The 17,925-nt window shown below is 59.2% G+C and carries 16 protein-coding genes and 1 tRNA gene; 6 read left to right on the top strand and 11 right to left on the bottom strand.

The window, feature by feature from the left end; all coding sequences use genetic code 11:
* Window positions 1-72: 72 nt before the first annotated feature.
* Complete coding sequence (locus AB4Z35_RS28640) at window positions 73-768, bottom strand: HAD-IA family hydrolase (protein WP_442100926.1); 696 nt, start codon at window positions 766-768, stop codon at window positions 73-75.
* A gap of 248 nt (window positions 769-1,016) precedes the next feature.
* Here AB4Z35_RS28640 and AB4Z35_RS28635 point away from each other — a divergent pair, with 248 nt between their 5' ends.
* Complete coding sequence (locus AB4Z35_RS28635) at window positions 1,017-4,373, top strand: RHS repeat-associated core domain-containing protein (protein WP_442100924.1); 3,357 nt, start codon at window positions 1,017-1,019, stop codon at window positions 4,371-4,373.
* A 30-nt stretch (window positions 4,374-4,403) separates the two neighbouring features.
* Here AB4Z35_RS28635 and AB4Z35_RS28630 read toward each other — a convergent pair whose 3' ends face one another.
* The 6 genes from AB4Z35_RS28630 to AB4Z35_RS28605 all read right to left on the bottom strand — a co-directional run bounded on the left by AB4Z35_RS28630 (window position 4,404) and on the right by AB4Z35_RS28605 (window position 7,792).
* Window positions 4,404-4,586, bottom strand: a complete 183-nt coding sequence (locus AB4Z35_RS28630) for a hypothetical protein (protein WP_442100922.1) — start codon at window positions 4,584-4,586, stop codon at window positions 4,404-4,406.
* A 16-nt stretch (window positions 4,587-4,602) separates the two neighbouring features.
* Complete coding sequence (locus AB4Z35_RS28625) at window positions 4,603-5,070, bottom strand: glycine zipper domain-containing protein (RefSeq protein ID WP_442100930.1); 468 nt, start codon at window positions 5,068-5,070, stop codon at window positions 4,603-4,605.
* Window positions 5,071-5,183: 113 nt separating this feature from the next.
* Window positions 5,184-5,552, bottom strand: a complete 369-nt coding sequence (locus AB4Z35_RS28620) for a hypothetical protein (RefSeq protein ID WP_007988063.1) — start codon at window positions 5,550-5,552, stop codon at window positions 5,184-5,186.
* A 310-nt stretch (window positions 5,553-5,862) separates the two neighbouring features.
* Complete coding sequence (locus AB4Z35_RS28615) at window positions 5,863-6,051, bottom strand: hypothetical protein (RefSeq protein WP_104449968.1); 189 nt, start codon at window positions 6,049-6,051, stop codon at window positions 5,863-5,865.
* Window positions 6,052-6,197: 146 nt separating this feature from the next.
* The gene (locus tag AB4Z35_RS28610) at window positions 6,198-6,518 is read right to left on the bottom strand and encodes a YbjQ family protein (protein ID WP_442100920.1); all 321 of its coding nucleotides are present in this window, start codon (window positions 6,516-6,518) and stop codon (window positions 6,198-6,200) included.
* Entirely contained in the window at window positions 6,515-7,792 is a 1,278-nt protein-coding gene (locus AB4Z35_RS28605) for a serine hydrolase domain-containing protein (RefSeq protein WP_442100928.1), read from the bottom strand. Before AB4Z35_RS28605 ends, AB4Z35_RS28610 begins: the two co-directional genes overlap by 4 nt.
* A gap of 342 nt (window positions 7,793-8,134) precedes the next feature.
* Between AB4Z35_RS28605 and AB4Z35_RS28600 the strand changes: the two genes are divergently transcribed.
* Entirely contained in the window at window positions 8,135-8,716 is a 582-nt protein-coding gene (locus AB4Z35_RS28600) for a hypothetical protein (protein ID WP_442100918.1), read from the top strand.
* A 283-nt stretch (window positions 8,717-8,999) separates the two neighbouring features.
* On the opposite strand, the gene AB4Z35_RS28595 is transcribed toward AB4Z35_RS28600, so the two are convergent.
* Window positions 9,000-9,089 (bottom strand) — tRNA-Ser (locus tag AB4Z35_RS28595).
* A 308-nt stretch (window positions 9,090-9,397) separates the two neighbouring features.
* Between AB4Z35_RS28595 and AB4Z35_RS28590 the strand changes: the two genes are divergently transcribed.
* The 3 genes from AB4Z35_RS28590 to AB4Z35_RS28580 all read left to right on the top strand — a co-directional run bounded on the left by AB4Z35_RS28590 (window position 9,398) and on the right by AB4Z35_RS28580 (window position 12,143).
* The gene (locus AB4Z35_RS28590; protein WP_442100916.1) at window positions 9,398-10,087 is read left to right on the top strand and encodes a crotonase/enoyl-CoA hydratase family protein; all 690 of its coding nucleotides are present in this window, start codon (window positions 9,398-9,400) and stop codon (window positions 10,085-10,087) included.
* A gap of 214 nt (window positions 10,088-10,301) precedes the next feature.
* Complete coding sequence (locus AB4Z35_RS28585) at window positions 10,302-11,024, top strand: lysophospholipid acyltransferase family protein (RefSeq protein ID WP_442100914.1); 723 nt, start codon at window positions 10,302-10,304, stop codon at window positions 11,022-11,024.
* A 147-nt stretch (window positions 11,025-11,171) separates the two neighbouring features.
* Complete coding sequence (locus AB4Z35_RS28580; protein WP_008048451.1) at window positions 11,172-12,143, top strand: magnesium and cobalt transport protein CorA; 972 nt, start codon at window positions 11,172-11,174, stop codon at window positions 12,141-12,143.
* 100 nt (window positions 12,144-12,243) lie between these two features.
* Here AB4Z35_RS28580 and AB4Z35_RS28575 read toward each other — a convergent pair whose 3' ends face one another.
* From AB4Z35_RS28575 to AB4Z35_RS28565, 3 genes are all read right to left on the bottom strand, one after another.
* A complete protein-coding gene (locus tag AB4Z35_RS28575) occupies window positions 12,244-12,966 on the bottom strand; it encodes an amidotransferase (RefSeq protein ID WP_442100912.1) in 723 nt (240 codons plus the stop codon).
* A gap of 95 nt (window positions 12,967-13,061) precedes the next feature.
* Window positions 13,062-15,206 (bottom strand): 3-hydroxyacyl-CoA dehydrogenase NAD-binding domain-containing protein, encoded by a 2,145-nt coding sequence (locus AB4Z35_RS28570; protein WP_442100910.1) that lies wholly within the window; start codon window positions 15,204-15,206, stop codon window positions 13,062-13,064.
* 24 nt (window positions 15,207-15,230) lie between these two features.
* Window positions 15,231-16,436 (bottom strand): acetyl-CoA C-acetyltransferase, encoded by a 1,206-nt coding sequence (locus AB4Z35_RS28565; RefSeq protein WP_007993058.1) that lies wholly within the window; start codon window positions 16,434-16,436, stop codon window positions 15,231-15,233.
* Window positions 16,437-17,039: 603 nt separating this feature from the next.
* Between AB4Z35_RS28565 and AB4Z35_RS28560 the strand changes: the two genes are divergently transcribed.
* On the top strand, window positions 17,040-17,861 hold the full coding sequence (locus tag AB4Z35_RS28560) for a c-type cytochrome (protein ID WP_442100907.1): 822 nt from the start codon (window positions 17,040-17,042) through the stop codon (window positions 17,859-17,861).
* The last annotated feature ends 64 nt before the right edge of the window (window positions 17,862-17,925 follow it).

Raw genomic sequence — 17,925 nt, 5'->3', positions numbered from 1 at the left:
CACCGCCTTCGTCGGAACGCCGCCCGGAGCAAGCCCGCTCCCACATTTGCCAGAGTCGACCGGTCTTTTCAGCTAGGCCCACTCAAGCGCAGGCAAACCAAAAGCGCCCGGCTCGAACGCCTTCAATGTACGAAGAATGCCATCGGCGTGTACGTACTTTGTGTCGGCCATTGCCGCATCCGGAATCGCAATCGCCGTCATCCCCGCCGCTTTCGCCGCGGTGACACCAAAGGGCGAATCCTCGAACACCAGGCAATCCTCGGGCGCGACGCCCAGACGCCGCGCCGCCGTCAGGAAAATATCCGGTGCCGGTTTGGCTGCGCCCACCTCGGGGTCATCGGCAGTGACGATGAAGTCGAACAAGGCGAACCAGTCGCGATGCAAGGTGGTTTTCTGGCCGAACGACTGGCTCGAAGAACTGGTGCCGACGGCAATGGGAATGTTGTTGGCCTTCAGATGCCGTACCAGCTCCTGTGCGCCAGGCATCGCTTGCGCTGTAGGAAAACGCTCGCTCATCAACGGCTCGCGGATCACCAGAAACTCTTGCGCCGTAATCGGCAAGTCCAGTGCTTGAACCACATAGCGCGCCAGATCGCCCGCGCCCCGGCCAATGATGTTCTGTTTGATGCTCCAGTCGAACGTCCGGCCGTAACGCGCGGCAATGATGGACGTGACTTCGGTGTAGATGCCCTCTGTATCCAGCAACAAGCCGTCCATATCGAAAATCACGGCCTTGATCGGGCCGAATGCTTTCAGTGGTGCATTCATCGCATCTGATCCGTTTTCCAAGGCATCCCGGGCAGCGCAGGTACGGCCGATGCCCGAATGGATTAAAGGGTTCAGCAGCATAGCGAGCGCCGCCGGCTTAGAGCAACGAGGAAATCCCGATCAACGCCGAATGGCCCTCCGTGATTTAGCGAATAGCCCTACAGCGAGCGCCACCTTTCCCGACTTCTTTCGTTGCCGGTCCCCCGCAGAGTTTCGCGTTCCACATTCCGCCAAGCGAAAGACTGCAGATGTTCGATCCCCAAAAGGTATTGGCATGCCCCGCGAGCGGCCCTCTGACACTTCGCTCCGGCAAGCATGAACACCACGACGACGCCTGCGAACAGGCGAAAAACCCCAACGGCGACAGCGCCGACACCGTCGAGCGCACTGCCACCCACAACGGCTCGGTGTCGATGGTTACCGGCGAAGAACTGCTGACCCTCACCGACGGCACCCTCGACGGGATCTTGCCGTTCGACCTCATCCGCGTCTATCGCACCAGTGCCGTCGAGCTCGACAGCGGCCTCGGCCTTGGCTGGAGCCATTCGCTGTCCCAGCACCTGGAACTCCACGACGGGCGGGTGCTGTGGATAGACCCCGAAAACCGCCGCACGCCCTTTCCACGGCCGACGGCGGAGCGCCCGATGATCCACAACAACCTGTCGCGGGCGGCGATTTACCTCGGCGAGGAGCCGGACGAACTGATCCTCGCCCTGGCCGGCGACCGCGCGCGGTTCTACCACTTTCATGACGGCCGGCTCAGCGCGATCAGCGACGCCTACGGCAACCGCCTGACGGTGCAGCGGGACCGTTTTGACCGGATCCAGCGCCTGGACAATGGCGCCGACCGCGCCTTTTTGCTGCGTTACGACGTCAAGCACCTGGTGGCCATCGACTATCAGGTGTTTCAGCGCAGTGATCCCGAGGCGTTCACCTGGCGCACCGAGCAGACACTGGCCAGCTACCGCTACGACGCCCGCCAGCGTTTGATCGAGGCAACCAACGCGGCGGGTGAAAGCGAGCGCTACGACTACGACGAGCAAAACGTCATCCTGCAACGGCAACTGGCCGGCGGCGCGAGTTTTTTCTGGGCGTGGGAACGCTCCGGCAAAGCCGCCCGCTGCATTCGTCACTGGGCCTCATTTGCGCAGATGGAGGCGCATTACGTCTGGGACGATCAAGGCTGCGTGACGGTGAACAACGCCGGCGGTAGCGAAGAGGTTTACGTTCATGACGACCGCGCACGACTGGTGCGCCAGGTTGGACTGGACGGCGGTGAGCAGCACAAGGCCTATGACGATAAGGGTCATCTGATCGCCGAGCAGGACGCCCTCGGCGCCGTCACCGAATACCATTATGACGAAGTCGGTCGGCTGATCGCGCTGCTTGCAACGGATGCGGCGCCCAGGTCCTGCGAGTATCGCCACGGTTTGCTGCACACCTGCACCCAGGGTCAGGCGACGTGGGCCTGTCAGCGCAATGCCCAGGGAGACATCACTGCCATCACCGATCCAGACGGGCAAATCACCCGCTATATCTACGACCCGCAGGGGCGCCTGGTGACGATCCGCCTCCCCGACCAGAGCGGTCACCGGTTTGCCTGGAATGCCTTGGGGCTATTGCTGGAGGAGATCCTGCCGGACGGTGCTCAGCGCACTTTTTCCTACGATGCCTTGGGACGGCGGATTACCCGGCAGGACGAACACGGTGCCGTCACCGGCTATGAGTGGGACGCGGTGGGCCGACTGACCCGGACCACGCTGCCCACCGGCGCCCACCGCGCCTGGCGCTACAATGCGTACGGCCAGGTCACCGCCGAAACCGACGAACTGGGACGGGTGACCCGTTACGAATACGCGGACGACCTGCACTTGGTCAGCCGCCGGATCAACCCCGAAGGCAGCGCACTGAAATACCGCTACAACCATGCGCAATTGTTGCTCACCGAGATCGAAAACGAGGTCGGCGACACCTATCGGCTGGACTACACGCCAGGCGGATTGATCCGACAGGAAATCGACTTCGATGGCCGTCGTAGCGCGTATGCCTATGATGGCAATGGCCAGTTGCTGGAGAAAACCGAGTTCGGCGACGACGGTTCACAACTCGTCACGCAGTACCAACGCGACAGCGCTGGACGCTTATTGCTCAAGACCCTGCCCGACGGGGTCAAGGTCGAATACCGCTACGACAGCCTCGGGCGGCTGATCAGCGTCGACGACGGCCAAGACCATCCGCTGGAGTTCGAATATGACCGCCAGGACCGGCTGATCACCGAGCATCAGGGCTGGAGCACCCTGCGCTACGGCTACGACACCTGCGGTCGGCTCAAGCGCCTGCGCCTGCCGGACGGCTGTGTGCTCGAATACCGCCATGCCCGGGGCGGCGCCCTGACTGCCATCAATCTCAACGGTACGCGTCTGACCAGTCATCGTTTTGTCGGCGGGCGCGAACAGCAACGCCAACAGGGCCTGCTGCTCAGCGATTATGCCTACGACGAGCAGGGCCGTTTGCAGGCCCATGCCGTCAGCCAAAAGCAACGACTGCTGTACCGCCGCGAGTACGCCTACAGCGCCAAGGGCAATCTCCTGCAGATTACCGACAGCCGTCACGGCGAACGCCACTATCAATACGATGCGCTCGACCGCCTGACCGGCGTACGCCACCCCCGCGACCAGTTCACGGAGAACTTCACCCACGACCCGGCCGGCAACCTGCTGATCCACGACCGCCCGGGCCCGTGCGTGCTCCAGGGCAACCGCCTGCGCCGCCGCTACGAAAGCCACTATGACTACGATGCCTTCGGCAACCTGATCCGCGTACGCCGGGGTACGCCGCCCCGGGTCACCGAATACGCCTACGACAGCCAGCATCGCCTGATCGGCGTCCGCAGCCCGGACGGTAAAAGTGTCAGCTACCGCTATGACGCCTTCGGCCGACGCATCCGCAAAACCGTCGACGGCCAGACCACGCAATTCTTCTGGCAAGGCGACCAGCTCATCGCCGAAAGCGCTCCCCGGCACTACCGCAGTTACGTTTATGAACCCGGCTGTTTGCGCCCGCTGGCGCTGCTCGACGGCAAAGGTCGGGCAGATGCCTGCCCGTTCTACTTCCAACTCGACCACCTCGGCACCCCGCAGGAACTGACCAGCTACGGCGGCGCTATCGTCTGGTCGGCCAAGTACACAGCCCACGGCAAACTCCGCGAACTGAGCCACGGCGACGGCGAACGACTCGAACAGCCGCTACGGTTTCAGGGGCAATACTTCGACGTTGAGAGCGGCCTGCACTACAACCGGCATCGCTACTACCATCCGGACATCGGTCGTTATCTGACGCCGGATCCGGTCAAGTTGGCCGGAGGGTTGAATCCGTATCGGTACACCCAAAACCCGACGGGGTGGGTGGATCCGTTGGGGGCGAGCGGAAATTGCCCGCACGCGAACCAGCCGGGATGCTCGGCGCCGTATGGGGAGGGAGGGGCAAGGATTGATGAGGGGGAGCCCAATGCACCCTCTCCAAAACCTCCAAACCAATACTCACATCGCGCAGACTCAGGCCATGACATACCGAGGACTGGGCGACGGGGGCGTTCGCTCAGGTAGACAACCGGTCAATCCGCCCGCACGATTCGATCAATCCTCGTCCTCTTCCTCATCTTCAAACTCGATATTCCCCACATCGCCCAAATCATCAGCATCGTTAAGCGGCACCGTCGCATCATCCATCAGCGATCCCGGATCTTCATTGCCGGGATCGTTGATAGATGGCAATCCGCTCGGGCCCTTTTCTTCCTTGCCTTCGCTTTTCGCAGTCATGGGATGCCTCGCTCGACTAGTGATGCTTTTTGTGGTGCTTGTTCGAGTGTTTATAACCGTTACCGGAATGGGAATGACCGCTGTCACTCCCCAGATTATTGCCGACCGCACCGCCGGCTGCACCGCCCAGGCCTGCACCGATGGCCGATCCGGTCGAACCGCCAAGACTGTTGCCGACCACCGATCCACCCGCCGCGCCCAAACCACCACCTACCGCCGCCTCGGTGCGACTGTGCTTGGGCGCGGCAATGGCACTACCGGCCGCTCCGCCGACACCTGCACCAATCGCTGCGCCCGTACTGCCTCCCACCTGACCACCAACAACGTTGCCCAGCACCCCACCAAGACCACCGCCTACCGCGGCATCTCCATTACCTCCCGCCAGCGCCACCTGAGAGACCAGCAATCCAAAAACAATCGCAGGCACCATCAATAGTCGAGCATTCAGGCTTCCGTTTTTTTTGCCGTTGGTTTTCGGGTTCATGGCACGCCTCGCATTCTTCCAGGGTATGGAAGATTTGAGCTGCTGCGGCGTGAAACGTTCATAAATAAAAAAGCCCGGCATCAAGCCGGGCTTTTTTCAAATCTGAATCAGGATCAGTGACGCTTGTGACCATTGGCCAGGTTGCTGCCTACGCCGCCGCCCAAAGCACCGCCCAGGCCTGCACCGATGGTGGCACCGGACTTGCCGCCAAGGCTATTGCCGATCACCGAACCACCGGCCGCGCCGACACCACCACCGATAGCAGCGCTGGTGCGATGACCTTTTTTGGCGGCAACTGCGCTGCCCGCAGCGCCAGCCACGCCCGCGCCAATCGCTGCGCCAGTGCTGCCGCCCATTTTCTGGCCGACCACGTTACCCAACGCGCCGCCCAAGCCACCGCCCAGCGCGGCAGTGCCGTCACCAGCCATTGCACCTTGAGCAACCAGAAGCCCCAGAACCAGAGCAGGCAGTGTTAAACGCATGACAAAAACCTCAAAAAATAGGGGTACACAAAAAGGGGGGCGAGATTGAATGCTTTTGCGCGGATAAAGTCCAGCACTCCGGTCCAACTTCGCGATTGGCGACGGTTGGACAGCATTTTTGAAAAAGGTTTTATGACGGACAAAAAAAAGCCCGCTGGGGAAACGGGCCAGGTGTTGCTTTCTAACGGATGAGTCGAGATTACGGAGGATTCCGTGAAAAGTTTGTGAAAGATCAGCGTCTTTAAAAAATTGTTATAAAACTTTTCAGACATAAAAAACCCGCTCTATAACGGGTCTGCCCAACGTTCGGTTACTTCCTGACCGGCGCTGTCACCCTGGGTAAAAATTTGCCCTTCAGTACCCGGCACGCCCTGGTCTTGATCTTGTCGACCTCAGTCTGGTCCTCGCCGAAACTGGCCACATACTGGGTCTGACCACACCGCACGGAATTGTTGATCGGAAACTCTGCGCCATCGTCCTCGATATACGGATCAGCCATCTCTTCACCCCTTTCAAAAAGCGCGATCAACATCGGCAAGCCCTTTGCCTGAAGTAATATCGATCGCCAAGGTTTTTCAGACTAGCCGGTCACTAACGGACCTGCCGTTCGGATTTCTCCGTGACCGACGAATGGCTTCTCAGCTTTCACCTCAACTTGACCGCAGTCCCGGTCACAAACACCACGACCATCCCGCCCTTGCCCGCCGGCATGCTGATCTCATAATCAAGCCCGATCACCGCGTCCGCCTGAAGCGCCTGCGCCCGCGCCTTGATCTCATCGGTGGCCTGGATGCGTGCTTCTTTCAACGCTCGTTCCAGTGTCTGGGAGCGCCCACCGAAAAAGTCGCGCATGCCGGCAAATACGTCTCGAACAACGTTGATCCCTTGCACCGACTCGGCGCTGACAATGTCGAGGTAGGCGGTAATTTGTCGGCCGTCAATGGAGTGGGTTGTGGTGGTGATCATGGGTGTTCCTTCCTGTTCAGAAATTCAGCCAACGCATCAAACGCCGGCAACGTCACGGGGTCATTGGCCGAGTTGCTGGCCACCGGATGGGATGCGTAGCGGACGATAACCATCTCGGCCTTCGGATCGACATAGATGCGCTGCCCATGAACCCCACGCGCCATGAACGCCCCGCCCGCCTTGTTCGTCACCCACCACATCGACCGATAACTCCAGTCTTTGAGCAATGCGTACCCCGCGTTGGCGAAAGCCTGTTTATCAGCGCCACCACGGATATCGTCGATCACTTCCACTGGCACGATCTGCTGACCGTTGAACCGGCCACCGGTACGCAACATCTCGCCAAACCGCGCCAGGTCCCGCAACCCCGTATTCAAGCCACCACCGGCAAACGGAGTGCCGATGGAGTCCACGGTGAAATAGGCGTCCTGTTCGGCCCCCAATCGACTCCAGATTTTTTCCGACAAAAGCTGCGCGACATTGCGACCAGTGGCGCGAGCAATGACCCAGCCAAGGACATCCGTGTTGACGGTTTTGTAGGCGAACGCTTTGCCGTGCTCACCTTGCGGTTGAACCGTCTGCAGAAACTCGTAGTAACTGCGAGGGCCGTCATAACCCTTGGGTTTGGGCAGCGGATTGCCCGCCTTGGCATGAGCCCAGACCTCGGCGTTCGGGTCCGCGTAGTCTTCGCTGTATTTGAGGCCTGTGGTCATGTCGAGCACCTGCCGCACCGTGGCGCCGCCAAACGCAGAATCCGTCAGTTCCGGTACATATTCGGCAACCCGCTTGCCAGCATCGATGCGCCCTTCCGCCACCAACATGGCGCCCAGTGTGCCGACCACGGACTTGGTTACCGACATCGCAGCATGCTGGCCGTCCGGTTTCAACACCCCGAAATATCGCTCGTAGACAACTTTCCCGCGGTGCATGACCACAATGCCATCAGTGTAAGTGGCCGCGAGGGATTGCTCCCAGGTCATCGGCGCCTTGGCGCCAAGCGGGACAAAACTGATCTCGTCGATATCTTTGCGCAGCACTGTTTCCAGTGGAACCGGAGCACCCAGGCCGCGTGAAACGTTGATCGTTGGCATCAGTTGCCGGAAATTCGAAACACTCCAGCGCATTGCCGGGAATTGAAAATAGCTGCCGTCTTCAAAACGCACGGTGCGATCAGCGGGGGGTGGCGAACCTGCCATCCAGCCGAGTTTGGCGGGGTCACTGGCTTGCGCGTCGGGAAAAGCTGCAGGGGCGGATGCGAGGGCCATTGATGTCATCGCAACTATCGACACAGTCGCGATGAGCTTGGCTGCGCCGCGAAAACTGGCTCGAGGATAGAGCATGATGTCGATTCCATTCGAAGAAATCGGGCAGTCTAACAGCCGGATTGGCTCGGTGACCGCTTGCGCCGAGAAGTCTCTTGTTTGCCCAACCTCAAACTCAACCCCCAAAAACCACAAAACCCCTGGCATCTTTCGAAACCAGGGGTTTTGTTTACATCGAATTTGGCGGTGAAGCACCGCTCGGGAGTCCCGCGCCAGTGCCAGTGCCAGTTCCAGAGCGCCACTTTTCCACTGCTATGCTGACAACTACTGTTTCCTACACCGGAGACGAGCAGCATGGCAGCAGAAGGCAAGCATTTGTCGTTAACTTTCAAGGCTATAGCTTACTCGGCTGGAGGCTTCCTTGTCGCTTGGGCTGCGATAAAGCTGATCGACACTTATTTCGACCTGACGTTGTTGGCAGATACCAAGGGCTGGCTGCAACGTACGTGGAACTGGCTTCTCTTGGAAACGCCAATACCGAATTGGTCGCTGCTGATGATTATCGCGGCTTTAATCAGCACTCTGACTGTAGCGATTTACTTCTACCGCACTACTGACGGAACTTACGGCGAGCTACACGAGATAGAGCGAAAAGTTTACAAAATGAACAACCCTCAGTTTCCACAGTTGACAGATAACCAAACGCTGCTGATGGAAGCTTTAGCCTATCATGCAAATTTCAGGAAAATTGCAAATTTAGACTCGGTTTGCAAACTTGTCTCACTAAGCAAGCTGGAAGTTGAAGACGGTCTAAAGCAACTCCAGGCTAAACGTCTAGTGAAGCAAAAAGTGACGCGGGGGACGTTCGGCGCCACCATTTTTGAACTTACCCTGGCAGGTAAAGACTATGCATTAGAGCGATTTGAGCTAACGTAGCAGAGACACACGGGACGCCGCCTGGAGCCACTTTTTGAGTGATATGACTCACCCGATGGGCGACATGATTCACCATTTCACAAGATCAAGTGAACCCATGTGCGTGATGTTTACGAGGTACGAACTGACCTGACGGTAGCTGTCGAGGGGATTTGCGAGCGAAACGAAGAAAACGGGACGGCAAAGGTATAGATCGGAGTGACGGAAGGCGGGATGTAATGAGCACTACAACTAAAAAAGAAAAACCCCCGCAAACCATTGATTTGCGAGGGTCTTCAGAATGTGGCGGTGAAGGAGAGATTCGAACTCTCGATACAGTTTCCTGTATACACACTTTCCAGGCGTGCTCCTTAAGCCACTCGGACACTTCACCGTATCTCTTCAAACATGTTCTGTCTGTCGAGGCGCGCTAATGTAGTCGAAAGCTTTTCCGATGGCAAACATTTTTTTCAGAATTTTCATGCGGTTAACGCGATTCAGCGTTTCCGCTCGCTCCGGGCCATGGCAAACCGGCCAATCTCCGGCTTCGTGCCCTCTTCTATATAGAGGGGAATACGCAGCAAGCACGGCGGGCTGCGCCTGGCGGGCAGGCAAAGGGTGACTGGCGGGTCAGTCACGGCGCTTTACCTGGCCTGCAGTGGTGGGTAACGTCTGCCCAACTTTATTGAAAGGAATAGCGTCATGAGTGAGTTGATTTCCTACCATCTCGAAGACGGTATCGCGACCCTGACCTTGAGCAATGGCAAGGTCAATGCCATCTCCCCGGATGTGATTGCCGCGTTCAACGCTGCGCTGGATCAGGCGGTGACTGATCGTGCAGTGGTGATCATTACCGGCCAGCCGGGCATTCTCTCCGGCGGGTATGACCTGAAGGTGATGACGGCAGGCCCTAAAGAGGCCGTGGCGCTGGTGACTTCCGGCTCGACACTGGCCCGCCGCCTGCTGTCGCACCCTTTCCCGGTGATCGTCGCGTGCCCGGGGCATGCGGTGGCCAAGGGTGCGTTTCTGTTGTTGTCGGCCGACTATCGCATCGGCGTCGACGGTGCGTTCAGCATTGGCCTGAACGAAGTGCAGATCGGCATGACCATGCACCACGCGGGTATCGAGATCGCCCGTGATCGCCTGAGCAAAGTGGCGCTGCAGCGTTCGGTGGTCAACGGCGAGATGTTCAATCCACAAAGCGCCGTGGCTGCCGGTTTCCTTGATGTGGTGGTTTCGGCTGAAGAACTGCAAGGCGCGGCACTGGCGGCGGCTCGTCAGTTGAAGAAGATCAACATGACCGCGCACAAGAACACCAAATTGAAAGTGCGCAAAGCCCTGCTGGAGGCCCTGGACAACGCGATCATCCAGGACCAGGAACATCTGGTTTAAGCCCGGACCTGCAACAACAAAAAGCCCGACCGTCGTGTCGGGCTTTTTCATACATGCCTTGATTAAACGTCTGTAACCGCTCTAGACCGCATCTGACCAAATGGTCGGAAACATCAGCTCAAACATCGGCTATCTCCCACTTCCCTGGCAGCAATTGCCGAAAACAGTGTACATCCGTACACTGCGCCACCTTTTGTCCCGGTGGGGCCTGTAAATGCTGTTTTTGCTTCGTATGTCATTGATGGGCCTGCACTTTATCGTGGCAGGTATGCTGGGTGTGATTCTCGGCCTGTGCCGGCCATTCAACCCGGACAACAGCCGTCTGTGCGCACGCCTGTATGCCTGGCCGGCCATGTGTATTTTGCGTTTGCGGGTGAAGGCCGAAGTCGGGCCGTTGATGGACAAGCCTGACAGCTGCGTGATCATCGCCAATCACCAGTCCAACTACGACCTGTTCGTGTTTGGCAACGTAGTGCCCCGCCGTACCGTGTGCATCGGCAAAAAGAGCCTGAAATGGGTGCCGCTGTTCGGGCAGTTGTTCTGGCTGGCCGGCAATGTGCTGATCGACCGTGGCAATGCGCACAAGGCGCGCCAATCGATGTTGACCACCACCCACACCCTGCAAAACAAAGACACCTCGATCTGGGTTTTCCCGGAAGGCACGCGCAACCTGGGTGAGGACTTGCTGCCCTTCAAGAAAGGCGCCTTCCAGATGGCCATTGCCGCCGGGGTACCGATCGTGCCGGTGTGTGTCAGCAGCTACGTCAAACACATGCGATTGAACCGCTGGCGCAGCGGGAAAATTCTGATTCGTTCGTTGCCAGCGATCCCCACTGCCGGATTGAGCCTGGACGACATGCCCATGCTGATCGCCCAGTGCCGCGAGCAGATGCGTGAATGTATCGAAACGATGGACCGGCAACTGCAAGCCGCCTGAATGAAACCCGCCGAGTGCGGGTTTTCTTTTGCCCCTGAACTCTGCAGATTTAGCTGACTCTCAAGCATCGCCAAGGCTAAGCTGAACAATGCCTGCCATTGCGTTTATCGCTAATAGAATGCTGCCAATAAGAAGTGAACCACCATCATGGGTAGAGTTGTTGCTGCTGCGGTTTATAGCGCAGGTAAAAGAGTCACCAATATCACCCTCGACGAAGGCGCCGCCTGGGCTGCAAAGCCCGGACACTTTGTCTGGATTGGCCTCGAAGAGCCGAACGCCGAGGAACTCTACAATCTGCAACGCCAGTTCAACCTGCACGAACTGGCCATCGAAGACGCCCTGGAAAAGCACAGCCGGCCGAAGCTGGAAACTTTCGGCGATGCGCTGTTCATCGTGACGTATTCGCCCATCCGGGATGAAGGCAAACTCAAGTTCATCGAGACGCATATCTTTGCCGGCAATGGCTACATCATTACTGCGCGCAACGGTCACTCCGCGTCCTACGCCCATGTCCGACAACGCTGTGAGGCGCGTCCGCTATTGCTTGAGCACGGGGAAGATTTCGTACTCTATGCCATCCTCGATTTCGTGATCGAAAACTACCAGCCGATGGGCGAAGCCATTCACGCGGAAATCGATGAGCTGGAAGGCAATGTGTTATGTGGCGTGTTGAATGACTACGACATCCAGAAGCTGCATGGCCTGCGTCGTGATGTTTTGCGTTTGCGTCGTTATGTGGCACCGATGATTGAGATCGGGGAGGAATTGCAGAGGCTGAGCTTCCCGTTCATCGACAAGAACATGCGTCCGTACTTTCGCGATGTGCAGATCCATGTAACGCGGCAAATGGAAGACCTGACGACCCTGGCGGATATTGCCAGCCAGACGATTGAGGTCGGGGTGCTGCTGGAGGCCTCTCGCCAGAGCGTGGTACAGCGCAAGTTTGCGGCCTGGGCGGCGATTCTGGCCTTCCCGACGGCGGTGGCGGGGATCTACGGGATGAACTTCCAGAACATGCCGGAGTTGAGCTGGCACTACGGGTACTTCGGGGTGCTGGGGTTTATTACGGTGGGTTGTCTGGGGTTGTGGGCGAGTTTCAAGAAGTCGGGGTGGCTGTAGGAGCGAGCCTGCCCGCGAAAAACCTGAGAGCACCGTGGGCTGTCAGGTTTGGCGCGTTATCGTTCACGACCATCGCGAGCAGGGCTCGCTCCTACAGGTTTTAAACAGCTGTTGRCTTGTGCGCCACAAACCGCATCATCCACTCGGCAACCGTGGTGCCATGGTGTTCCTGCTCCAGGCTCGCAATGCCTTTGGAGTAGACCTGCTCACCCAGTGCCTGCTGGCGAATCTCCAGCAGGGCGCGGGAGTAGTCGTGGATGAACTCCGGATGCCCCTGGAAGCACAGCACCTGATCGTTGATGTGGTAGGCGGCATACGGGCAGAAATCGCTGGAAGCGATGACCGTGGCGTTTTCCGGCAGCGTCGTGACCTGATCCTGGTGGCTGATCAGCAACGTCAGTTCTTCGCGCACCGGGCTCATCCATGGCGCCTTGGCGGCCATTTTGTACTTGTGCGTGCCGACGCCCCAGCCCTGGGTGGCGCGCTCGCTCTTGCCACCGAGCAGCAGTGCCAGCAACTGATGGCCGAAGCAGACGCCCAGCAACTTGTCACCGCGCTCGTAGCGGGTCAACAGATACTTCTTGAGGGTTTCGATCCATGGGTCGGTGCCGAAGGAGTCAGCCTTGCTGCCCGTCACCAGGTAGGCGTCGAACGCCAGGTCGTCACTTGGGTATTCCCCCTGCACCACGTTGTAGACCGTGAACTCGGCGGCAATCGGCTGCTGCGAAAACAGGTGTTTGAACATCTGCCCGTAGCCCTGATATTGGTCAACCAATTCCGGACGCAGGTGGTCGGTTTCCAGAATGCAGATGCGTAACGACATAAAAAATACCTGACACGTGATGGGAATAATGCACACCCCAGAGCCTGCCTCGAAACACCGTGACAAGGCAAGCCCCGAAATGCGTCATCGCTCCCTTAGAACGTCTCCCCTTTGGCCGCCTTCTCCAGCAGTAAGGCGGGCGGCGCGAACCGCTCGCCATATTGCTTGGCCAGATACTGCGCCCGGGCGACAAAGTCCTGCACGCCGTACTGGTTGATGAACTGCAGCGCACCACCGGTCCAGGCGGCGAAACCGATGCCGAAGATCGAGCCAACGTTGGCATCCGCCGTCGAGGTCAACACACCCTCCTCCACGCAACGCACGGTTTCGATGGCCTGCACGAACAGCAGGCGATCACGCACATCCTTCGGCGAAATCTGCCCGTCGGTTTTCTCGAAGCGGGTTTTCAACTCAGGCCACAGGTGTTTCTGGCCGCCCGTCGGATACTCGTAGAAACCTCCACCGGCAGCCTTGCCCGGACGCTTGAACTCATTGAGCAACACGTCAATCACGGTAAATGCCGGGTGCTCTATCAGCGGTTTCCCTTCTGCTTGCAGGTCCTTGGCCGTTTGCAGACGGATATGGCTCATCAGGCTGAGGGAAACTTCGTCAGAGATCGCCAGCGGTCCTACAGGCATGCCGGCTTTGCGCGCTTCAGTCTCGATCATCGCCGCGTTGACGCCTTCGCCCAGCATGGCGATGCCTTCGTTAGTGAAGGTGCCGAACACCCGCGACGTGAAGAAACCGCGGCTGTCATTGACCACAATCGGGGTTTTCCTGATTTGCAGGACGTAATCGAACCCGCGGGCCAGGGTTTCGTCGCTGGTATTGGCGCCCTTGATGATTTCCACCAGCGGCATTTTATCCACGGGGCTGAAAAAATGCAGGCCGATGAACTTGCTCTGGTCGGGCACGGCGCACGCCAGACCACTGATCGGCAAGGTCGAGGTGTTGGAAGCGATCACCGTGTCCGCGCCGACGACCTTCTGCGCTGCCAACGAGACCTTGGCCTTCAATTCACGATCCTCGAACACGGCTTCGATGATCAGGTCGCAACCGGCCAGGTCGGCATCGCTTTCGCTGGTTTGAATGCGTGCCAGAACGCTATCACGCTGTTCGATGCTCATTTGTCCGCGAGTGACTTTCTTGTCCAGCAGTGCCGCCGAATGCGCCTTGCCCTTCTCAGCCGCCGCTAGGTTGATGTCCTTGAGCACCACATCGATACCCGCCGATGCGCTGACGAACGCGATACCGGCGCCCATCATCCCGGCGCCGAGCACGCCGACCTTGCGGGTGACATAAGGCGCAAAACCTTGAGGTCGCGAGCCACCGGCATTGATTTCGTTGAGCTGGAACCAGAACGTGCCTATCAGGTTTTTCGAAATCTGGCCGGTGGTCAGCTCGGTGAAGTAGCGGGTTTCGATCAGGTGCGCGGTATCGAAATCCACCTGGGCGCCCTCGACTGCCGCGCACAGGATCTTCTCCGGCGCGGGCATCGTGCCCTGGGTTTTGCTGCGCAGGATCGACGGTGCAATCGCCAGCATCTGCGCAACTTTCGGGTTAGACGGTGTGCCGCCCGGTATCTGGTAGCCCTTCACGTCCCAGCGCTGCACCGCCGCCGGATTGGCGAGAATCCACGCCCTCGCCTTGGCCAACAGGTCTTCGTGATCGGTCGCCAGGGCGTCGATCAATCCTGCCTGCAACGCCTGTTGTGGCCGCACCCTTTTGCCTTCAAGCAGATAAGGCAGGGCTTTTTCCAGGCCGAGCATACGCACCATACGCACCACGCCTCCACCGCCTGGCAGCAGGCCGAGAGTGACTTCCGGCAGGCCGAGTTGCACCGACGGGTTGTCCAGCGCCACGCGATGATGGCAGGCCAGGCAGATTTCCCAGCCGCCGCCCAATGCGGCGCCATTGATCGCGGCGACCACCGGTTTGCCGAGGGTTTCCAGGGTGCGCAACTGGCCCTTGAGGCTCAGCACCATGTCGTAGAAGGCCTTGGCCTGGGGTTTGCCGACCTTGATCAGTTCATTGAGGTCGCCGCCCGCGAAGAAAGTCTTCTTGGCCGAGGTGATGATCACACCGGCGATGTTGTCCTTGTCGGCCACCAGCCGCGCAACGCAGTCCGCCATGGCTTCGCGGTACACCGCGTTCATGGTGTTGGCGCTCTGGCCGGGCATGTCGATGGTCAGGACGACGATCTGGTCCTGGTCTTTTTCGTAACGAATGGCTTCGTTCATAACTGGGTTCCTTGAAGTCCGGGCTCAGAGGCGTTCGATGATGGTGGCAATGCCCATGCCGCCGCCGACACACAGGGTCGCGAGGCCATAGCGCAGGCGCCGGGCTTCCAGTTCATCCAGCAGCGTGCCGAGAATGGCGCAACCGGTGGCGCCCAGCGGGTGGCCCATGGCGATTGAGCCGCCATTGACATTGACCTTGTCCGGATCGACGGCCATGTCCTTGATGAATTTCAACACCACCGAAGCGAACGCCTCGTTGACCTCGAACAGATCGATGTCTTCGACCCGCAGCCCGGCCTTGGCCAACGCCTTGCGGGTTGCCGGCGCGGGACCGGTGAGCATGATGGTCGGATCGGTGCTGGTGACTGCCGTGGCGACAATCCGTGCCCGTGGCTGCAAGCCCAGCGCGCGGCCCTTGGCTTCGGAGCCGATGAGCATCAGCGCCGCGCCATCGACAATCCCGGAGCTGTTGCCGGGGGTGTGCACATGGTTGATCCGCTCGACATGGCTGTAGACCCGTAGCGCGGTGGCATCGAAGCCCATCTGCCCCATCATCTCGAAACTCGGCTTGAGTTTGCCCAGGCCTTCCAGGGTCGAATCGGCGCGGATGAACTCATCGTGATCGAGCAGGATGATGCCGTTCTGGTCCTGCACCGGCACCAGCGACTTGTTGAACGAACCGTCGGCCCGCGCCCGCGCGGCCTTTTGCTGGGAATGCAGGGCGTAGGCATCGACGTCCTGACGGCTGAAGCCCTCAAGGGTGGCGATCAGATCGGCGCCCACGCCCTGTGGCGTGAAGTGACTGTGCAGGTTGGTCGCCGGGTCCAGCGCCCAGGCCCCGCCATCGCTACCCATCGGCACCCGGGACATCGACTCGACGCCGCCGACCACCACCAGGTCTTCGAAGCCGGAGCGCACCTTCATCGCACCGAGGTTGACCGCCTCCAGCCCTGAAGCGCAGAAACGGTTGATCTGTACCCCCGCCACACTGACATCCCAATCGGCCACCTGAGCTGCGGTCTTGGCGATGTCGGAACCTTGATCACCAATCGGCGTCACGCAGCCGAGCACCACGTCATCGACCTGGCTGGTGTCCAGCGCCGTGCGCTGTTGCAGCGCGGTGAGCAGACCAGCCACCAGGTTCACCGGTTTGACGCTGTGCAAGGCGCCATCGGCCTTGCCTTTGCCACGGGGCGTGCGTAACGCGTCGAAAATCAATGCTTGGGTCATGACGTCCTCGAACCGCTGTGCAGGTGGGTAAATACCGAGTGCTCACTCTTGGCCCGACTCACGTTTGATTCAATGACCGCAGCGCTCACAGACGTTGACGCTCACGCTCAGACGGACGGTAGTCAGCTACCGGATTAACCGATTCAGGACACCAAGCTGTCTAGCCAACGGGCGGCAAAGAAGCTGGCAATAGGCCTCATGCCTTTTTTAAAGCGAATCGTAACAACACCATACGAAATGGATCTAAACCAAGCGCGGTGCGGCCTCTAAGGTGAACTTGTACGAAGTTGTCGTCGGGTTTTGCCGAGGCGCTCGTCACTACAGGAAGTGCAACGCGCTGCCATCATGGAGATATGCAGGCAGGCATCAGGAAATAACAAAAAAGGCGGTCAAGCCATGTTCAAACAATCGAAAGTACGTCAAGCCGGGCTCATCCTTTTCGCCACCACGCTGTTGTTGATATTGCCGAACCTGACCAAGGTGATCGGCTAGTCGCGTCTAAAAGATACGGCGTCACGGTTTTTGAATTGCCACTATCAAAATGTGACTGGCCCGCTACCCGGGCCAGCGTGGCTGTGCCAATCTTTGCGGCACTTCCACGACATGGACGGCGATCACTTGAAAATGCTCATTCTGCTCGGGGCCCTGCTGTTCGGCTCGCCCCTGTATGCCGCACAGCTGAACCTGGAGCTGGGCGCGGAGAGTCGCACCTGGCAGACCGAGGAACTGCTCAAGCATCCTCAAGTCCAGACCATCGACATCAGCAACGACGTTTCCTACAAACGGGACATGAGTTACCGCGCCGTGCCTCTGTCTGCACTGCTGACCGGCATCAAGCCTGACGACCACCTGCAAGCCGTGGCCCTGGATGGTTTTGCCGCCGAAATGGCTGCGGCGCCGTTGCTCAATACCCAGGGTGCCCAGGCCTGGCTGGCGATTGAAGACCCGGCCAAACCGTGGCCACCGCTGTCAGAAGGCAAACCCGGTGCCGGGCCGTTCTATCTGGTCTGGACCCATCCGCAGGCCGGCAACATCAGCCCCGAACAATGGCCGTTCCAGGTGGCGAGCATCAAACGCCTGGCGCCCGTGGCCCAGCGCTTCCCTGCCCTGCTGCCCGACCCGGCCTTGAAGGCGGATGATCCGGTGAACAAGGGCTTTGCGCTGTTCCAGAAAAACTGCCTGGCGTGTCATCGACTCAACGGTGCCGGCGACGCGCAGTTCGGGCCGGACCTGAATATTCCGTACAACCCGACCGAGTACTTCGGCGCGGACTTCCTCAAGCGCTACATCCGCGATCCACAGAGCTTGCGCCAGTGGCCGCAGGCGAAGATGCCCGGGTTCTCGGCCGAGGTGTTGCCGGATGGGGATCTGGTGATGTTGGTGGGGTATTTGAAGCATATGGTTGGGCGCAAGGTGAAGCCCTGACCCCATTCCCTGTAGGAGCGAGCCTGCTCGCGATGGCGGAGTGTCAGTCACACATGTTCTGACT

Origin of the sequence: Pseudomonas sp. KB_15 (assembly GCF_052114525.1) — a bacterium.
Classification (GTDB): Bacteria; Pseudomonadota; Gammaproteobacteria; order Pseudomonadales; family Pseudomonadaceae; genus Aquipseudomonas.
The sequence above is the reverse complement of the archived record's forward strand: the minus strand, read 5'-3'. Positions and strand labels throughout refer to the sequence as shown.

Bases quoted from the DNA above. Each gene is read 5' to 3' on its own strand.
- AB4Z35_RS28640 (WP_442100926.1), bottom strand. From the start codon at position 768: ATGAATGCACCACTGAAAGCATTCGGCCCGATCAAGGCCGTGATTTTC.
- AB4Z35_RS28635 (WP_442100924.1), top strand. From the start codon at position 1,017: ATGTTCGATCCCCAAAAGGTATTGGCATGCCCCGCGAGCGGCCCTCTG.
- AB4Z35_RS28630 (WP_442100922.1), bottom strand. From the start codon at position 4,586: ATGACTGCGAAAAGCGAAGGCAAGGAAGAAAAGGGCCCGAGCGGATTG.
- AB4Z35_RS28625 (WP_442100930.1), bottom strand. From the start codon at position 5,070: ATGAACCCGAAAACCAACGGCAAAAAAAACGGAAGCCTGAATGCTCGA.
- AB4Z35_RS28620 (WP_007988063.1), bottom strand. From the start codon at position 5,552: ATGCGTTTAACACTGCCTGCTCTGGTTCTGGGGCTTCTGGTTGCTCAA.
- AB4Z35_RS28615 (WP_104449968.1), bottom strand. From the start codon at position 6,051: ATGGCTGATCCGTATATCGAGGACGATGGCGCAGAGTTTCCGATCAAC.
- AB4Z35_RS28610 (WP_442100920.1), bottom strand. From the start codon at position 6,518: ATGATCACCACCACAACCCACTCCATTGACGGCCGACAAATTACCGCC.
- AB4Z35_RS28605 (WP_442100928.1), bottom strand. From the start codon at position 7,792: ATGACATCAATGGCCCTCGCATCCGCCCCTGCAGCTTTTCCCGACGCG.
- AB4Z35_RS28600 (WP_442100918.1), top strand. From the start codon at position 8,135: ATGGCAGCAGAAGGCAAGCATTTGTCGTTAACTTTCAAGGCTATAGCT.
- AB4Z35_RS28590 (WP_442100916.1), top strand. From the start codon at position 9,398: ATGAGTGAGTTGATTTCCTACCATCTCGAAGACGGTATCGCGACCCTG.
- AB4Z35_RS28585 (WP_442100914.1), top strand. From the start codon at position 10,302: ATGCTGTTTTTGCTTCGTATGTCATTGATGGGCCTGCACTTTATCGTG.
- AB4Z35_RS28580 (WP_008048451.1), top strand. From the start codon at position 11,172: ATGGGTAGAGTTGTTGCTGCTGCGGTTTATAGCGCAGGTAAAAGAGTC.
- AB4Z35_RS28570 (WP_442100910.1), bottom strand. From the start codon at position 15,206: ATGAACGAAGCCATTCGTTACGAAAAAGACCAGGACCAGATCGTCGTC.
- AB4Z35_RS28565 (WP_007993058.1), bottom strand. From the start codon at position 16,436: ATGACCCAAGCATTGATTTTCGACGCGTTACGCACGCCCCGTGGCAAA.
- AB4Z35_RS28560 (WP_442100907.1), top strand. From the start codon at position 17,040: ATGGACGGCGATCACTTGAAAATGCTCATTCTGCTCGGGGCCCTGCTG.